The 16013-nt window shown below is 38.9% G+C and carries 13 protein-coding genes; 11 read left to right on the forward strand and 2 right to left on the reverse strand.

What is annotated here, in order from left to right:
* Positions 1–5: 5 nt before the first annotated feature.
* The gene (locus H561_RS0103800; RefSeq protein WP_027385810.1) at positions 6–2798 is read right to left on the reverse strand and encodes a TonB-dependent receptor domain-containing protein; all 2793 of its coding nucleotides are present in this window, start codon (positions 2796–2798) and stop codon (positions 6–8) included.
* Positions 2799–2989: 191 nt separating this feature from the next.
* On the opposite strand from H561_RS0103800, the gene H561_RS0103805 reads away from it, so the two are divergent.
* The 11 genes from H561_RS0103805 to H561_RS0103865 all read left to right on the forward strand — a co-directional run bounded on the left by H561_RS0103805 (position 2990) and on the right by H561_RS0103865 (position 14859).
* A complete protein-coding gene (locus tag H561_RS0103805; RefSeq protein ID WP_027385811.1) occupies positions 2990–3667 on the forward strand; it encodes a response regulator in 678 nt (225 codons plus the stop codon).
* 50 nt (positions 3668–3717) lie between these two features.
* Positions 3718–4749, forward strand: a complete 1032-nt coding sequence (locus H561_RS0103810; protein WP_027385812.1) for a sensor histidine kinase — start codon at positions 3718–3720, stop codon at positions 4747–4749.
* 131 nt (positions 4750–4880) lie between these two features.
* A complete protein-coding gene (locus tag H561_RS0103815; RefSeq protein ID WP_027385813.1) occupies positions 4881–5474 on the forward strand; it encodes an IS1096 element passenger TnpR family protein in 594 nt (197 codons plus the stop codon).
* A 246-nt stretch (positions 5475–5720) separates the two neighbouring features.
* On the forward strand, positions 5721–7070 hold the full coding sequence (locus tag H561_RS0103820; protein WP_027385814.1) for an alpha-amylase family glycosyl hydrolase: 1350 nt from the start codon (positions 5721–5723) through the stop codon (positions 7068–7070).
* Between the two features lie 123 nt (positions 7071–7193).
* Positions 7194–7634, forward strand: coding sequence for a hypothetical protein (locus H561_RS0103825; protein WP_027385815.1), 441 nt, complete (start codon positions 7194–7196; stop codon positions 7632–7634).
* A 189-nt stretch (positions 7635–7823) separates the two neighbouring features.
* Complete coding sequence (locus tag H561_RS0103830) at positions 7824–8618, forward strand: thymidylate synthase (RefSeq protein ID WP_027385816.1); 795 nt, start codon at positions 7824–7826, stop codon at positions 8616–8618.
* A 45-nt stretch (positions 8619–8663) separates the two neighbouring features.
* A complete protein-coding gene (locus H561_RS0103835) occupies positions 8664–8903 on the forward strand; it encodes a heavy-metal-associated domain-containing protein (protein ID WP_027385817.1) in 240 nt (79 codons plus the stop codon).
* A 393-nt stretch (positions 8904–9296) separates the two neighbouring features.
* Complete coding sequence (locus H561_RS0103845) at positions 9297–10616, forward strand: serine hydrolase domain-containing protein (protein WP_027385818.1); 1320 nt, start codon at positions 9297–9299, stop codon at positions 10614–10616.
* A gap of 4 nt (positions 10617–10620) precedes the next feature.
* The gene (locus H561_RS0103850; protein ID WP_027385819.1) at positions 10621–10854 is read left to right on the forward strand and encodes a hypothetical protein; all 234 of its coding nucleotides are present in this window, start codon (positions 10621–10623) and stop codon (positions 10852–10854) included.
* 9 nt (positions 10855–10863) lie between these two features.
* Positions 10864–13377: a M1 family metallopeptidase gene (locus tag H561_RS0103855; protein WP_027385820.1), complete on the forward strand. Its 2514-nt coding sequence runs from the start codon at positions 10864–10866 to the stop codon at positions 13375–13377.
* A 153-nt stretch (positions 13378–13530) separates the two neighbouring features.
* Positions 13531–14859, forward strand: a complete 1329-nt coding sequence (locus H561_RS0103865; RefSeq protein WP_027385821.1) for a hydroxymethylglutaryl-CoA synthase family protein — start codon at positions 13531–13533, stop codon at positions 14857–14859.
* A gap of 165 nt (positions 14860–15024) precedes the next feature.
* Here H561_RS0103865 and H561_RS0103870 read toward each other — a convergent pair whose 3' ends face one another.
* Positions 15025–15954 (reverse strand): AraC family transcriptional regulator, encoded by a 930-nt coding sequence (locus tag H561_RS0103870; protein WP_027385822.1) that lies wholly within the window; start codon positions 15952–15954, stop codon positions 15025–15027.
* Between the last annotated feature and the right edge of the window lie 59 nt (positions 15955–16013).

Here is a 16013-nt window from a genome sequence, read left to right on the forward strand (position 1 = left end):
ATTAATTAAAAGCTGTAGGCAAGTGTCAGACTTACGTTAGTTCCTGTTACCCTGTCTATAGCAAGCGCATCGGCGTTATCATACTTTTTGTTATTGTTCAGGTCATGGTAGAACTTCGCATGTCTGTTTAAAATGTCTGAAACGTTAAGTTTGATTTCTCCTTTGTTCTGCCAGATTTTTTTTGCCACCTGGAAATCAAGAAGCGGTCTTGGGTTTTCCCAGATTGGCGGAACCTGATCGTTTCCTACATAAAGGATTCTTCTTCCGATCATGTTGAAAAGTACAGTTGAAGTCCAGCCTGTATTTTCAGTGTCATATTGAAGGCTTACGTTTACCGTGTAAGGAGATTGTCCCTGCATCGGTCTGTCGGTTTTCGTAGCTTCGTCGGTTACTTTATTTTTAATTAAAGCGAAGTTTCCACCTAAAGTAAAGTTCTTAAGAGCACTGAAGAAATCAAGTTTTTTTCTGAATTCTAATTCAGCTCCGTAAGCATCCGCTTTATCTACATTTAAATAGTTGAACGTGTTACTTGTTCCTGCACCGGATTGATTAAAATATAATTCAATAGGGTTTTTGAAGTTTTTATAGAAACCTGCCACCGAAAGGATTTCTCCGTTTCTCGGATACCATTCCCAACGAACGTCTGCATTGGTGATTTTAGTTCTCTGGATGTTTTTGTTACCGACAACGGTAGCTCCCAAATCGAAATCATAATAGGCCAATGGAGAAACTTCCCTGAATTCCGGTCTTACCACAGTCTGCGAACCTGCAACCCGTAAATTCATGTTATTCGCTAACTTGAATGTCATGTTTAAAGCGGGTAAAAAGTCAGTGACACGAGTGTTTACAAAACGGTCATCGCTTCTTTTTGTGCTTCCCACCAATTGATCGAAGTTTTCAACTCTTAAACCGTATACTGCTCTGAACCAGGGCGTAAAGTTGCTGTCCATCTGCAAATACCCTGCATTAAGAATCGTATTGGCAATATATCTGTACTGGTTTCCTGAGATTTCGTCGAAATTGAATTTAGTTCCGTCTGTTCCGAAGTTTTCAGGGCTGAAAATTGTTTCGAAAGGCTGAGAAAGCAATCCTTGATTATATCCTTCAAGTCTTACAGAGAAAGGTCTTGAGTTATAAACTCGGTCTTTTACCTGGAATAAATATCCTCCTTTTACAGTTTGCTTTTGTCCAAACATCTCAAAAGTTTTAGATACATCTCCACCTGCATTATATAAATAATCGCTAAGCGTAGAGTAGAATACACTTCCTGATTTTTGAGAAAGTCCGTTTGAAATCAAAGCCAAATAAGGGCTTCCGTTGATGTCAGGATATTGGTTGTACTGAAGACGTTGTAATAATGGAATATACTGATCCAAAATACCGAAACTTCCGTACCAATTGAAAGTAAGACCTCCTAAAGCATCAATTTTGTGTGTTCCTTTCAGAGTAGAATTATAGAAAGTGGTTTCTTTAAATCCGATCTCTCTTGCCATGATATTTGTTCCGTTTACAGGATCAAATTCAAAATCTTTTCCTGTTCTGAAAGACATGTGATTTACCGTATTGTTGGTAATGATGTTCTTCAGGGAAATTTTGTTGTTGCTGTTCAGTTTTAAAGTAAGGTTTAGTAAACCTCCCAAAATAACGTCATTCTGATATTTTTCAGTGTAATAATCGAAGTTCGTGTCAGCAAGAGGTCCATTGATGGTAAAGAAGCTGTTTGCTGTTTCAATTTTTCTCTTGTTGTTGCTGTAGTTTAAAACCGCAATAACGCCTAAATCTTTTCCGAAAAGCTTCGTATTGAAACCTCCGTCCAATTGTAGATTTACATTCTCCGGATAACCGATTGTATTGTATCCTAAGTTTTTTACGTATTGTTTTCCGAATCCTGTTTTAGTGGCATCATCCAACGTGTTGAATGCATTTTTTGCAGGCATACCGGCAGGGAGTTTTCTTGATCCGTCGTCAATTCCTAAGAAATCCCATTTTCCTCCTTTTTGCATCTTAAACTCTTGACCCATGGTAATAGAGTTTCCTCCTACACCCACCTGCGCATTGAAAAAGTTTTTGTTTGGAATATCTTTGGTATTTACCTGGATCAATCCGCCTGCCCATTCACCGCTGTATTCAGGAATGAAAGTTTTGTTGATAACAAGGGTTTCAATAACGTTTGCAGGGAAAAGATCAAAGGAGAACGTTTTTCTGTCCGGCTCTGTACTTGATAATTGAATACCGTTCAGCATAGCCTGATTATAACGGTCTGATAAACCTCTTACGACAATATATCTTCCCTCAAATAAACTCACACCCGAGACCCTTTTCAGCACTTCACCTGTATTTCTGTCCGGGCTTCTTTTAATAGCTTCAACACCGATAACCTGCGAAACTACTCCTGAATTTCTTTGTAAACCGATTGTAGAAGCAATGGTTTCTTTTCTGGCGTTGGATTTTATGACAACTCCTTCGATTTGTTTTTCTTTGGTAGATGGTTTATCCAAAACGATATCAAGATGAGTATTGGCATCATTTTTTACAATGACCTCACTGATTTCTTTTCTATTATATCCATTGGATGTTACTGTTATAATGTAATTGGTTCCGGGTGGAAGATTGAAAGAGTAGTTTCCGGAAATGTCAGTCATTACTTCCTGATCATTTACCTTTACTTTTACCCCTTCAATAGGAGTATTATCTTTCTCATCCAATACCCTACCTTCTAATACCTGACTTTGTGCAAAAGCAAAGCCTGCAGAAAACAAGGCAAGTAGCATAATGCTCTTGTGGAATTGTTTTTTCATTGTACTTTATCTTACTATATTCTTTCGGTGCAAAGGAAGGGAACATTGACGGGGTAAATGGTTTAGTGAAATTTAATTTTTCCTTAACTAAACATTAAGAAAAGGGCATTATTGTTAACTTTATGTGAACGATGTTTGTTTTGTTAAACTGTGATTAAAATATCATTAACTTTGACTCGTAAAAATCAAAAATGAACCAAAAGAAAATCCTCCTGATAGATGATGAACTGGATATTTTAGAAATCCTGTCTTATAATTTGGAAAAGGAAGGCTATGATATCTATACAGCCACCAACGGTAACGAAGGTATTGACAAAGCAAAGGAAATTGTTCCTGATCTGATCCTGCTGGATGTGATGATGCCGGAAAAAGACGGAATTGAAACCTGCCAGGAACTTCGTAAAATCAAGGAGCTCCAGAAAACCTTAATTGTTTTTCTTTCGGCAAGAAGCGAAGAGTTTTCGCAGCTGGCAGGCTTTCAGGCAGGTGCCAATGATTATATCGTTAAATTGATCAAACCGAAAATCCTGATCTCCAAAGTCAATGCGCTGTTGCAGTTAACCTCACAGGTTTCGGATAATGCCAAGCTTATTGAAATCGGTGACCTGATTATAGATAAAGACAATTTCAGGGTTTCTAAAAGCGGACAGCAGTTCCTGCTCCCGAAAAAAGAATTTGATCTTCTTTATTTACTGGCATCCAACACCGAAAAAGTTTTCAAAAGAGAAGAAATTCTTGAAAAAGTATGGGGTAATGATGTTATTGTAGGGGAGAGAACCATTGATGTACACATCAGGAGATTAAGAGAAAAACTGGGAATCAATACGATTCAGACATTAAAAGGAATTGGATATAAACTTATTGCTTAATACCCGTTTCAATTCTTACCTTTACGTATCAACCTTAAAATAATGTAAAATTGAAATTTTACAAACTTACCCTTGTCGCCTCCTGTCTCCTGACACTGGTGATGTTCCTGTTAGTCATCATTTTTGATTCGCTGAAGGATCTCTATTACAGAACTCCTTTCTTCAAAATCGGGCTTTTTATCTGTCTCGTACTTCTTTTTATCATCAATTACATCGTCCTGGAATTACTCTTTAATTATTACGGTAAAAAGCAAGTGCGCGGACTTTCCCGGATTCTGCCGCAGGAAATTGTTACCCATGACAATGAGAATATTACCATTAAGGAATTAGGTGAACGGTTTTCAGATCTCAATCAGAAAAAAATCACCGAGCTTGATATGATGAAAGAAATGGAAAGCTACCGTAAAGAATACATCGGAAATGTTTCCCATGAACTTAAAACCCCGTTGTTTTCCATTCAGGGGTATGTGGAAACCTTGCTGGATGGCGGTGTCGATAATTTGGTGATCCGTGATAAATACCTCGAACGGATTGATAAATCCGTGGAACGGCTGATCGCGATTGTTACCGACCTGGATATGATCAACCGGTTGGAAGCGGGAGAAATTAATCTGACCGTTTCAAAATTTGATGTTAATATACTCATCAAGGAAATTTTCGATCTTCTGGACCTTGAAGCCGAAAAACACAATGCGACCTTACAGATCCAGACCCTGCAGCCGCAGATTTTCGTGGAGGCGGATAAGCAGAAAATATCACAGGTTTTTATCAATCTGATCTCTAATGCCATACATTATGCCAACCGTCAGGAAGCAAAAGTAGCGGTCAAAACAAGCATTCTTAAAAATAAGGTTTTAATCGAGGTGATAGATAACGGAATGGGAATCAAATCGGAAAGCCTGCCCAGGATTTTTGAAAGGTTTTACCGTGTAGAAACCAGCCGCAGCAGAAGAGAAGGCGGTTCAGGGCTTGGCCTGGCGATTGTAAAGCATATCCTTGAGGCCCACAACGAAAATATCACCGCGGAGAGTGTCTATCTCGAAGGGACGAAATTCAGTTTTATGCTTGAAAAAAGCAAATAATTCCGGCAAAATGTAAGGAAAAAAAATGTTTTAAAAAATCAATAAATATTTTTTTGTCCCATCTCATTTATTTTATATTTGCAATAGAGATTTATCATAATAATAAAGGCAAAAAAGTAATTTAAAAACTGATGGTTTATAAAATCCGCGTAATATTAGATGCAAAAGAAGATATTTTCCGGGATATCGAAGTTAAAGGAAAACAGACGCTATGGAACTTACATTTAGGTATTAAAAGCGCGTTCAGCCTGCAGGGAGAGGAACTTTCTACATTTAATCTGCTGGAAGAAGACGGTACGATTATAAAAGGGATTCCGCTGGAAGATATGAGTGATGACGGCGACGGCGAAATTATGTCGGATGTTTACATTGACGAGGCTTTCGAAAATACAGGTAACAAAGCGCAGTTCCAGTATGGGTTCCTTGATCTTTGGGAATTTTTCTGCGAGCTGGTTGAGATCATTGAAGAAACAAAAGGGGTAAATTATCCGATCACGGTATACAGATTCGGAAACGTCCCTTTGAAAGCGCCTATCAAAAGCGCTGCCGGAGGATCTAAAAAGAAATCAGCCATGCCTTTACTGGATGACGATTTTGGTTTTGATGATGATTTGGTAGCCGGCGGGAACTTTGCAGATGAAGACGATGATAGTTTTGATGACGAGGAAGAAGAGGATTACAACGATGATGTTTTCGATGAAGACGATAATGAAGATGAAAGATAATTAAACAGAAAAACAGCTATATATAGCCCTGAATGAAAATTCGGGGCTTTTTTTAACCTGAACAATGATAAGACAAGTGACTGTTTCATTTTAATAAAAATCTTTTATTTTTTAAAATTACCGTCAGATTTATCTTCTGCTTTTTAGCAGTTAGCCTTGTTTCCTAAATTGTTCTGATACATAAAATTCACGCCTTATCATGACCTTCTTTCAGTCACAATTCCTATTTTTGTTAAAAGAGACTGAATGAAAAAGTTAATCTTAATCGCAGCCATAAGCATTGGAATGACTTCGTGTGCTACTCAAAATATAAAAAAAGATATGACAGATTTGCCGAAAGACTGGAAACATACCACTAACATTTATGAAGTCAATGTAAGACAATATACCAAAGAAGGGACGTTCAATGCCTTTGCGAAAGAAATGCCGAGACTGAAAGCCATGAGGGTAGAAACCCTTTGGTTTATGCCGGTTACTCCGATTGCGCAGCAAAATAAGAAGGGAAGTCTCGGAAGCCAGTATGCCGCCTCGGATTATACCTCCATTAATCCGGAATTCGGAACGATGGAAGATTTTAAACGCATGGTGAATGAAGCACACCGGTTAGGATTCAAGGTGATCATCGACTGGGTGGCCAACCATACCGGCTGGGACCATGTCTGGACCAAAACGCATCCTGAATTTTATCTGAAAGACCCAGATGGAAAATTCCATATGGCTTCGGGGATGGATGATATTATAGAACTGGATTATACAAATCAGGAAATGCGGCTCGCCATGATCGATGCCATGAAATTCTGGATCAGGGAAACCGGTATCGACGGCTTCAGGTGCGATCTTGCCTCATGGGTAGAAGTGGATTTCTGGCAGCAGGCCCGTCCTGAAGTTGAAAAAATAAAGCCTCTTTTCTGGATAGGGGAATATGACGAACTTGAAAATCCGGAATACGGAAAAGTCTTCGATGCCAGCTACTCCTGGAAATGGATGCATAAATCCGAGGATTATTACAAGAAAAACCAGCCGCTTCAGGAGCTTAAAGATCTTTTGATGCAATATTCAAAGATCGGGGACGGTTCTATAAGGGCATGGTTTACGACCAACCACGACGAGAATTCATGGAACGGGACGGAATATGAAAAATATGGGGATATTACCAAGCCGATGGCCGTATTTTCCGCTACCTGGAACGGGATTCCCTTACTGTATTCTGGTCAGGAGCTTCCAAACCTGAAAAGATTGGAATTCTTCGAAAAAGACCCTATTGCATGGACCGGCACTTACGCGTCTGCAGATTTCTATAAAAGCTTATTCAATCTGAAATCATTAAATCCGGCCCTGAGAGGAGGCGACCCGAATGTCACCACGTATCTTTTGAATACAACGGCCAATGATAAGATTTTAGCCTACGTGAGAAAAAACGGGAAAGATGAAATGCTGGTGGTTTTAAATATGTCAAAAGAGCCTGTGAACTTCAGTATTGAAGATGAACAGGTAGCCGGGGCTTTCAAAAATGTTTTTGACAAAACGAAAAAGAATTTTGACGAAGACAAAAATTTTAATTTCAAAGTGTCGGATTTCGCCGTTTTTGAAAAATAAAAACTGAATTTAAATAAGCAAATAACAGGCTGCCGGAATCAATGGCAGCCTGCTTTTGTATTATATCACCTCAACATTAAAATTTATTTAATACATTTGGAATCTTTGCCAAATGAACAGCATATGGATAAATCTAAAATAGCAGAAATAGCACGAAATAAAATTACCGGGAAAATTCAGAATTTCGAAAATCTGATTGCAGAAACCAGAGCCTCAAGCAATGATACCAAAAGCTCGATGGGGGATAAATATGAAACCGGCAGGGAAATGCTTCAGCAGGAGATCAATAATCTTCAAAGGCAGTTAAATGAAACGCTGAACCAGCAGATGTTAATTCAGAAAATAACAGATGAACCTTCATCAAAAGTACAGAACGGCGCTTTGGTAAAAACCGATAAAGGACTTTTTTATATTGCCGCTTCGGTTGGGGAAATCGTCCTGGACAACCGGAAGATTATGACGGTGTCTTCCGAATCGCCTTTGGTAAAAGCCATGGCAGGATTGTCAAAAGGACAGAGTTTCTTTATCAATACAGTCAGGCAGACCATTGAGGAAATTTGGTAGCCCGTTTCAGAATAACAACTGAAGCTCAAATCAGCCTGAAGACTTAAATCGCTGATGATTTTATTTTAGGCTTAAATTAAGTTGATCAGATATAATACGGCAGTACAGCCTATTGGCAAAATGAATGGTTTTTATTCGGTCTTTTAATTTAGATTCTTTAAATTTGAGCCATAAAACAGCTTTTTCAGGATGCAGAATTATTTAGACCTTTTACAGCATATTGCAGATCACGGAACAGACAAAACCGACAGGACGGGAACCGGAACCAGAAGTGTTTTCGGGTATCAGCTGAGGTATGACCTGTCCAAAGGTTTCCCATTGGTGACGACCAAAAAAGTGCATTTGAAATCGATTATCTATGAATTGCTCTGGTTTCTAAAAGGCGATACCAACATTAAATATTTAAAAGACAACGGCGTTTCAATCTGGGACGAATGGGCAGACGAAAACGGAGACCTGGGCCCTGTTTACGGTGCCCAGTGGAGAAGCTGGAACGGTGCAGACGGGAAAGTGGTTGACCAGATCACGGAGGTAATTGACCAGATCAAAAAAAATCCGGATTCCAGAAGGCTGATCGTTTCCGCATGGAATGTTGCCGAAATCCCCAATATGGCCCTGGCACCCTGCCATGCGCTGTTTCAGTTTTATGTAGCAGACGGAAAATTATCACTTCAACTATACCAGAGAAGCGCAGATGTTTTCCTGGGAGTACCTTTCAATATTGCGAGCTATGCATTGCTGTTGATGATGGTCGCTCAGGTCTGCGATCTGGAAGTGGGGGATTATGTTCACAGTTTCGGGGACGTGCATATTTACAATAATCATTTCGAACAGGTGAACAGGCAGTTGTCAAGAGAAGCAAGGCCGCTTCCGACCATGAAATTAAATCCTGAAATCAAAGATATTTTCAGCTTTGATTTTGAAGATTTTACGCTGGAAAATTACGATCCGCATCCGGGGATAAAAGCGCCTGTTGCGATTTAATTTTTTAATAATAATTTCATTAACTTCAGTTCAGATTCAGAGATTATGGAAATTAAAATCAGTTCAGATGAATACGCAGATATCCCTTTCATCAAAAAACTTTTATCGCAGATAAAGGGTATTAACAGTATTGAGGTTTCTGAAAATGATAAAGTTGATTCATGGGAAGAGACTGAGAATTCTGATGAGTTTAAAGAAATAATTAAAAGAAGTCGAAGTCAAATTAAAAATGGAGAATATCAGGAATATTCCAAAGAATTAATGGATTGTATTTTTAAGAAGTAATGAAAATAATATTTTCGGACATTGCATTGCGATTGAAAGTCTTAGGAAAATCAATGATTTTTTAAGTGAACACTGGACCAAAAAGGAAATTAATTATTTAAACGGGATTTAGATAAATTAGTTGAGTCATTTCAAGACAGAATAGTTTCATATCCGACAATAGATTCAGATAGCGAATTACAATTTGCGTTGTTGGGAAAGAAACAGGTTAAAGTATATTTCGATGTTAAAACAGATGATGTAGAGATTTTATTATTTCTTCCTTTAAAAGGTAATCTGGAAAATATTCAGAAACTGTTTGATAAATAAAATATAAAAAAGTGAAGCACAAAACTTCACTTTTTTTTGTAACATTCACCGGATTTTTTCAACCTATTGATTAAATCTCAATGCATGATAAAAAAGTTACTTTTTCTTTCAGTAGTAAGCATTTCAGGTATTGCTTTTTCTCAGAATAATGTAAAGGAAAAACTGGGAAACTATCTGGATTCCCTGTTTGTACACCATAAGGCGATGGGGAGTTTTGCCTTCTCAGATAAAAATCAGACGAATTTTCTTAAAGTTGTAGGATTCTCTGATATTGAGAAACAGCAGAAAGCCAATATGAATACCCAATATCGTATTGGTTCGATCAGCAAGACTTTTACTGCCGTTCTGGTCATGAAAGCGATAGAAGATAAAAAACTTTCTTCAGACAAAAAACTTTCGGATTTCTATCCTCGGATTCCCAATGCAGATAAAATTACGGTTGAAAATCTACTGCAGCACAGAACGGGAATCCATAATATTACCAACGAAGCAGACTATTGGCAATACAATACAAAACCTCAGACAGAGAACGGTTTAATTGATATTATTAAAAAATATCCGAGTGACTTTGCTCCGGGGACGAAATTTGAGTACAGTAATTCAAATTATATTTTGCTGAGTTTTATTCTTGAAAAAGTGTATAAAAAATCATATGCAGAATTAATTAAGGAAAAAATTGCGAGGCCTTTAAAATTAACTTTAACGGAAGCGGGAGGAAAAATTGACACCTCAAAAAATCAGGCAAAATCTTACCAGTATACCAACGGGAAATATGAAGCTTCATCCGAAACGGATATGAGTATTCCGATGGGGGCAGGAAATATTATTTCAACGCCAACCGAACTTTTGAAATTCATCCTTGGCTTGGAACACGGAAAACTGATCAAAAAAGAAAGCCTGGAGAAGATGAAAAACTTTATTGATGGTTATGGTTACGGACTGTTAAAAGTTCCTTTTGATAAAGATTGGGGCTTCGGGCATACCGGAGGAATTGATAAGTTCGGCTCTGCATTATTTTATTTTCCTGATCTGAAGGTGGCCATGGCTTTTAGCACCAACCAATCGGATATGGATACCAATGAGATTTCAATTAAAATGATAGAAACTGCAATGGGGAAAGACTTTGAAATGCCCGGTTTCAAAACACTTGAAATTCCTGAGAATGAACTTCAGAAATTTGTGGGAATGTATTCTGGTAAAGACATTCCTTTAAAAATCAATATCTTTATCAATGACAAAAAACTGATGGCACAGGCCACCGGACAAGGCGCATTTCCTTTGGAGGCAACTTCGGATACCAGATTTAAATTTGATACGGCCGGAATCATTATCGATTTTTATCCGGCAAAAAATCAGTTTGTCATTACACAGGGAGGAACAAAAAATACCTTTACAAAAGAATAAGACAATGAAATATTTAAAAATCAATACCGAAGAAACAGCAGACCTTGAAGCATTAAAAAATGCCATCCTTCAGATGAAAGGTGTGGAGGCTGTAGAAATCATAGACGATGAAAATCCGGAAAGCGAGCTGAAGAAAGCATTTCACAAAACCAAAGAACAGTTCAAGAAGGGGGATTATGAGACTGTGGTCAATGATATTTTCGACATTTTAACTAAAAATAATTCTAAAAATAAGTAATACATAAAAATGAAAAAAGCCGTTTTATCGATTGCTATCCTGGGAGGAATTTTCTTTTCCGTGAATACAGCAGCACAAACCGAAACCTCAGGAAAGGAAAAAGTCTACCGGGCTACCCATACCAAAGTAACGGAACTCAGGCACACCAAACTGAAAGTAAATTTCGATTATCAGAAAGAGCAGATGAACGGGGAAGAATGGCTGACAGCCGCTCCATTTTTCTATCCGACAAATGAACTGACCCTTGATGCCAAAGGAATGCTGATTCATGAAGTCGCATTGGATATCAATGGTAAAAAATCTTCTTTAAAATATGATTATAAGGATGATGTACTGAAAATTACTTTAGATAAAACATATCAAAAAAATCAGGATTATACGGTATATATCAAATATACCTCCCGCCCGAACGAAGTAAAACAGGAGGGCAGTGCAGCCATTAACGATGCCAAAGGCTTGTATTTTATTAACGCACAGGGAAAAGATGCAGACAAGCCGACCCAGATCTGGACGCAGGGCGAAACGGAATCTTCTTCCGCATGGTTCCCGACCATAGACAAATCCAACCAGAAAACGACTCAGGAAATCTACATGACGGTTCCTGATAAATATGTAACGCTTTCCAACGGAATCTTAAAAGACTCGCAGAAAGAAGCTAACGGCCTTAGAACAGACCACTGGGTAATGGATAAAAAGCATTCTACTTATCTTTTCTTCATGGGCGTAGGCGAATATGCAATCGTAAAAGACAAATGGAGGAATATTCCGGTTGATTACTATATCGAAAAAGAGTATGAACCATACGCCAAACAGATTTACGGAAATACGCCGGAAATGATGGAGTTCTTCTCCAAAAGGCTGGGGTATGATTATCCATGGGCAAAATATGCGCAGATTTCGGGAAGGGATTATGTGAGCGGTGCCATGGAAAATACTACGGCAACCTTACACGGAAGCGATATTTTACAGAAACCGGGGCAGTTAATTGATGAAAATACCTGGGAAGATACCATCGCCCATGAATTGTTCCACCATTGGTTCGGGGATCTGGTAACAGCGGAAAGCTGGAGCAACTTAACGGTCAACGAATCTTTTGCCAACTATTCCGAATACCTCTGGAATGAATATAAATACGGAAAAGACCAGGCTGATTACCATCAGATGAAAGATGTGAATAACTACATTCACAATCCTTCCGATTTTAAGAAAGATCTGGTAAGATTCGATTATGATTCCCGTGAAGACGTATTCGATCTGGTTACCTATCAGAAAGGGGGCGGGATCCTTCACATGCTGAGAAATTACCTGGGTGATGATGCCTTTTTTGCAGGAATGCAGGATTATCTGAAAACCAATGAATATCAGAACGCTGAAGCCCATCAGTTGAGGCTGTCATTTGAAAAAGTGTCAGGGAAAGACCTGAACTGGTTCTTTAACCAATGGTATTTCGGAAGCGGCAACCCGAAAATTAAATATGCCTATACTTTCGAGCCTGTGAAAAAGCAGATTGCTGTCACCATCGAGCAGACGCAGGAACAGCTGTTCCAGTTCCCTCTGGCAATCGATGTTTATGATAACGGAAAGCCCAAAAGATACAATGTCTGGGTAAATGCGGAGGCGAAAAATATTTTCAGTTTTGATACTTCTAAAAATGCAGATCTGGTAAACATCAATGCAGACGGCGTTTTACTGGCAGAAATTACCGATACGAAAACGCCCGAGCAGAACCTGATGCAGTACACCGGTTCCAAAGAATTCAAAAGCAGATACAATGCTTTGAACGGAATTAAAGAACAAGTGGGGAAAAATCCGGCAGCAACAAAATTACTGGCTGCAGCATTAAAAGACCCTTATTTCCGAACAAGAATTAAGGCATTGCAGTTAATGGATCTTTCAAATCCGGAACAGTTTAAAGCATTAGGTTCCGATGTGGAAAAACTGGCTTCAAAAGACCCGAAAACACTGGTTCAGGCAGCGGCAATTTCAGCATTGGCAAAAACAAAGGATAAAAAATACCTTCCGGTATTTGAAAAAGGAGTGAATGCAGTTTCAAATGCTGTGAAAGGCAATTCCGTAAGTGCGGTGGTAGCTGTTGATCCTTCAAGAGCGGGTGCCCTGGCCGAAAAAATCGATCTTGATGGCGCATCAGAAACCCTAATGAGCCAGATGCTTCCGATTGTCGTGAAAAATAAAGTGACTTCCCAGATGTCGAATATTGCTCAGCTTGTTGCATTTTATCCTTTTATTAAATTCCAGAATCCAGAATTGGGGAAATCTGCAGAAGAAGGGTATAACTGGATTATGAGTTCTGATAACCTTAAAGCAACGGAAAGCATTACAAAAATAGTAACCCAGGCAAAAGGACAGATGGGGGACAATCCTCAGGTGAAAATGATGATTTCCCAAATGCTGAAAGACGGTCTGAGTAAAAAAACAGAGCTTCTGAAACAGAATCCTCAAAATGCGGCAAGCATCAATAAGCAGATTGATGCCATTAATAAAGCCATAGAAAATTTTAAATAATCATATAATTATTTAAAAACTCAAAAGCACTTCTGAAAAGAGGTGCTTTTTTTAGTTTCATATCATATTTTAACATCCATTTTGTAAAATCTGTCAAATATCATCACCGGTTAAACGTTTACATTTTTTAAATTCGTATTAAAATTTAATACTATGACTTTCGGAATTGAAGCAGCCAGCTATTATGTACCTTCATTATATTTGGAAATTAAAGAACTGGCAGAAAAAAGGGGGATAGAACCTGCAAAGCTTGAAAAAGGGCTGGGCCTGCATAAAATGGGATTTCCCGATGTGCATGAAGACGCTGCAACTTTTGCAGCAGAAGCTTTATTAAAATTAATAAAAGACTACGGGCTCGAACCGAAAGACATAGCAAGAATTTACTTAGGTACCGAAAGTGCATTGGATGCGGCGAAACCGACGGCTTCTTATGCCATGCAGATGACTGAAAAAGTACTGGAACAGGAATTCGGGGAAAGATGCTTTAAAAACTGTGATGTGGTGGATATGACCTTTGCCTGCATCGGAGCGGTAGACGCTCTTCATAATTCACTGGATTTTGTAAGAGCCAATCCGGATAAAAAAGCAGTGGTGATGGCCAGTGATTATGCCAAATACGAGCTGGACTCTTCCGGGGAATATACACAGGGCGGAGGTGCCGTAGCCCTTTTGGTTTCTGCAAAGCCGGATTTGCTGGAAATTGAAAACAAATGGGGGGTTGCTACAGAAAGCGTTTTCGATTTTTTCAAGCCGAGGCGGAGTTTCAATAAACAGGATCTTATCAATGCACCGGAAAATTTCCCGGATAAAATAGAAATTTTTACCGATGAGCCGGTTTTTGACGGTCAGTATTCCAATCAGTGCTACCAGGATAGAATCCGGGAAGCCTACGACCATTACAAAAAGATTACCGGAACAGCGAAGCCTTATGAAAACTGGAAATACCTGATTTTCCACCTTCCCTATGCTTTTCATGGCAAAAGGGTCTTCACGGAAATTTACAGCCTGGAAAAAGGGCTCCCGTACTCAAATCCTGAAGAACAAAAAGCGGTGGCAAAATCACCGGACTATATTCGGTTCATCAGTGATAAAATAGAAAAGTCCCAAAGGGCCTCATCAGAAATCGGCAATATGTATACGGCTTCCATTTTTATGGCCCTGCTTTCTGCCCTGCAGGTTTCTTTTGATGAACATGAAGAACTGGCCGGACAGGAAATCGGGTTTCTGGCTTACGGAAGCGGTTCCAAATCAAAAGTCTTTGCCGGAAAAATTTCGGAAAACTGGAAAAAAGTAGCTGAGAAATGGAACCTGTTTGAAAACTTAAAAAACAGGACCGCCATTGATTTTGAAACGTATGAAAAACTGCACCGGAAACAGTTGGAAGCATCCGTTAATGAAGACTATAAAGGTTTCGGATTAAAAAATATTGAATCGCAGAACCCGGTTCTGAAGGGAGCAAGGTACTATGATTATCAAAAGTAATCCAATAAAAAAAGTAAGCATTTCATCCGGAGTGCTTACTTTTCATTATGATGAATGCCATTGATATAATAAAGGCTAAGATCAATGAATTAATAATCCAGTCTGCTTTCCTGCTGATTTTAACACCAAATAGATATTCGATAATATCTTTAGGGGATATCATGATCAGTTATTATTCAGAAATAAAATGTTATCCTGGTAACTCTTTGGGGTAGTTCCCACCAGTTGCTTAAATACCCTCGTAAAATAATTCGTATCCGAAAAACCGGTCTGGTAAGCGGTTTCCTTGATGCTGTTCCGGCTTGCCAATAGCTCTTTGGCTTTGGTTATTCTTTCGTGCAGAATAAATTCATTGGGGGAAGTGCCCAGTTCATCCTTAAACATTTTAAAGAAATTGGATTTGCTAACGTATGCCAGCTTTGCAATGCTGTCCACCGACAGTTTCTGATGAAGGTTTTTCCTGATGTAATCCACCACAAAGCTGATCCTTGATTTATGTTTAGCGCGGTTTTTTTCTACCATGCTCCTCGCCTGGGTCTGCATCAGGCGGATCAGAAGTTCTTTCACGGCAAAATCCGCCATAATATCTTTTTGAGAATTGTCGTCCATGGCAATCCGCATGATATTGTTGGTGGCAGAAGCCAGTGAAGGGTTATTGAAAAGGAAATATTCATCCAGCTCAATGTTCCACTGCGACGTTTCATCTGCTTTCGGGCTGTAATAGTTTAAATGATTCAGGGAATCTTCAATAAATTCTGGGTTCAGCCTCAGGGAAATGCACTGTGACGGCGTCTCATCAGCTTCAGGAAAATCAATCACCATCGTTTCGCCCGGTGCTATCAGCATGCTTTCTCCCGGAAGGTAATCAAAATAGCCGGTTTTGTTCTCTAGCTTCATGTGCTTTTTCCCGCGGAGCATGGCTGTAAAAGCAATGGTGTCAAAATGCAGTTTTACGTCAAAAGATGCCTGGTGCGTTTCATAGATGCTGAATTCACAATTGCTCATATTGAATACGGTCTGGTTTTCAACGAGATGCAAGAGCTGGTTTTGCCGCTTTAATTCAGGGGTATGGAGTAAAAATTTAGAATTGTTCATTGCTGAATAGGTTTGGTGCCTGTTTTACCCAAATATAAAAATTATCAGGCTAAGCAACT

This window comes from Chryseobacterium gregarium DSM 19109 (genome assembly GCF_000430845.1).
Lineage (GTDB): Bacteria > Bacteroidota > Bacteroidia > Flavobacteriales > Weeksellaceae > Chryseobacterium > Chryseobacterium gregarium.